Origin of the sequence: Plantactinospora sp. B6F1 (assembly GCF_040120695.1) — a bacterium.
Taxonomy (GTDB): domain Bacteria; phylum Actinomycetota; class Actinomycetes; order Mycobacteriales; family Micromonosporaceae; genus Plantactinospora.
Genome location: NZ_JBEEAC010000076.1, coordinates 1 through 2,090, shown reverse-complemented (window position 1 = coordinate 2,090; position 2,090 = coordinate 1). Strand labels below are relative to the sequence as shown.

Here is a 2,090-nt window from a genome sequence, read left to right as displayed (position 1 = left end):
CCACCCGGTCACGGCCGCCGCCATCGGCGGCCAGCTCGGAATCTGGCGTGGCGGTGACGACGTCGTACGGGGCGACGACGGCGAACTCACCCGGCACGGCGTCGACGGCCAACGGGTCTTCGCCCGGGTTCAACCGGAGCAGAAGCTGGACATCATCGCGGCCCTGCAGGCCGGCGGGCACGTGGTGGCGATGACCGGTGACGGGGTCAACGACGCACCGGCGCTGCGCCGGGCCGACATCGGTGTGGCGATGGGCGGCGGCACCGAGGTCGCCCGGCAGGCCGCCGACCTGGTACTCGTCGACGACAACCTCGGCACGGTCGGCGCGGCGGTCGCCGAGGGCCGCCGGATCTACGACAACATCCGACGCTTCCTCCGCTACGCGCTCGCCGGCGGCGTCGCCGAGATCCTCGTGATGCTGACCGGACCGTTCCTGGGGCTCGCCGTACCACTGCTGCCGGCCCAGATTCTCTGGATCAACCTGCTCACCCACGGCGTGCCAGGGGTGGCGCTCGGCGCCGAACCGGCCGAGCCGGGCATCATGCGCCGCCCACCCCGGTCGCCGCACGAGTCGGTGCTCGGTGCCGGGCTGCTGCGCGGGGTGTTGGTGGCTGGCGCGCTGCTGTCCGCCGTCGTGCTCGGCGCGGGCGTGACCGCGCACGCGCTGGACCGGCCCTGGCAGTCGATCGTCTTCGTGGTGTTGGGCCTGGGCCAACTCGGGATCGCACTGGCGGTACGGGCACCACGCCGGCCCGGCGGCCCCGGCAACCGAGCCCTCATCGCGGCGGTGGCGCTGTCGGCGCTGTTGCAGCTCGCCGGGGTGCTGCTGCCGCCGCTGCGCACGCTGCTCGGCACCGGCGCGCTGTCCGCCGTCGACCTGGTGGCCTGCGCCGTGGCGGCGACCGTGCCGGGTCTGGCGATCCGGCTTACCGCCACCCGGGGGAAGAAGGGGTTAGCAACTGCTGCCGTGTAGGAGAGCTGTAGCGCTCTCTGAGCAGCTTTGAATGATCGTGTGAACTTGAAGGAATGAGCAGCGTCGACTGGCGTCGCGTACATCACCGGTCGGCGGCAGTACGCGGCCGGGACGCTGCCCGTTCCCACGTACCGGGTCGGCCGCGTGATCATGGTGGGCGAGCCCGCCACCGGCACCGCGCCAGACGCCGGGCAGGTCGTGGCCCAAGTCAAGGCGGGGATGGGATCAACGGACGGCGGAACGTTCCTACGGGATGCCAGACGAGTTGATGACGCTGTCGCTGTCGTGGTCGCTCGCCGGTCTGCGTAAGGCATGGAACGCCGCGAAGCACGAGGCGGCCCCCGTGGTGGCGAGAATGCCTAAATCGTGTCTCCCGCATCTCCGTAGGGCCGCTGTGCGTCCTTCCGCGTGACCCGCTCGATGTCGCCGGCCGCCTCCAGCAGGCCGTGGGCGAGGTCGGCGAGCGCCCTGGAGACGGCGAGTTCGTCGCCGATCTGCGGCACCCGCGGGTCCGCCGGGTTGCGCCGTGCCACGCCACAGCCGACCAGCCCGACCCGGTCCGGCATCTGGAGCCGGGCCTCGGCGCGAGTACGCCGCTCGTCGTCACGCTCGTCGATGACGATGTCGACGGTCCACTGCTCAGCCCGAACCATCGTGATCACCTCCGCAGCTCCAGCCTGGCCGGACCTGCGCGCGCCTCCCAGGGGCGAAGGTCCCGCAGAGCCACGCACTCGGCCTGTCCGAACCCCGCATCCGCCCCGACAGGCAGAAGGTCACGCGACGGGCAGAAGGTCACCTGCCGCGCTGACCATCGCCCCTACGCCGGGTACCTGTACGTGGTTACGTTGCGTTACAGGAGGCCGTTTGGAGGAAGTGGTGAACGCGCATTGCGGCGGCGACGGCCGAGACGACGACGGCACGAGCGCGGTCGAACAATCTTGCGAGCAGGTCAAGGAGCCGAACATGACGACCATGAAGCGTTGGAATGTGGAGATCCTCATCGGTGAGGTCGACGACCGGACGTACGCGGAGGCGCAGCTCTACGACGAGATCCGGGACGACCTGGTCGGCGCCGGCCAGGCGTGGCTGCGTCCCGACGAGCCGCACCGTACCGAGA

The 2,090-nt window shown here is 71.0% G+C and carries 3 protein-coding genes; 2 read left to right on the top strand and 1 reads right to left on the bottom strand.

The features are described 5' to 3' along the window. Window positions 1-973, top strand: a 973-nt coding sequence (locus ABNF97_RS33785; protein ID WP_349341047.1) for an HAD-IC family P-type ATPase, incomplete at its 5' end; no start/stop codon positions are given. Between the two features lie 359 nt (window positions 974-1,332). Here ABNF97_RS33785 and ABNF97_RS33780 read toward each other — a convergent pair. Continuing rightward, window positions 1,333-1,626 carry a DUF1876 domain-containing protein gene (locus ABNF97_RS33780; protein ID WP_349341046.1) on the bottom strand — a complete coding sequence of 98 codons (294 nt, stop codon included), beginning with the start codon at window positions 1,624-1,626 and terminating at the stop codon, window positions 1,333-1,335. Between ABNF97_RS33780 and ABNF97_RS34425 the strand changes: the two genes are divergently transcribed. Beyond that, the coding region (locus ABNF97_RS34425; RefSeq protein ID WP_502930592.1) for a dsRBD fold-containing protein at window positions 1,589-2,090 on the top strand (502 nt) is incomplete at its 3' end. The two genes, ABNF97_RS33780 and ABNF97_RS34425, sit on opposite strands and share 38 nt — an antisense overlap.

Coding starts and splice junctions, on each gene's coding strand:
- ABNF97_RS33780 (WP_349341046.1), bottom strand. CDS start 1,626: ATGGTTCGGGCTGAGCAGTGGACCGTCGACATCGTCATCGACGAGCGT.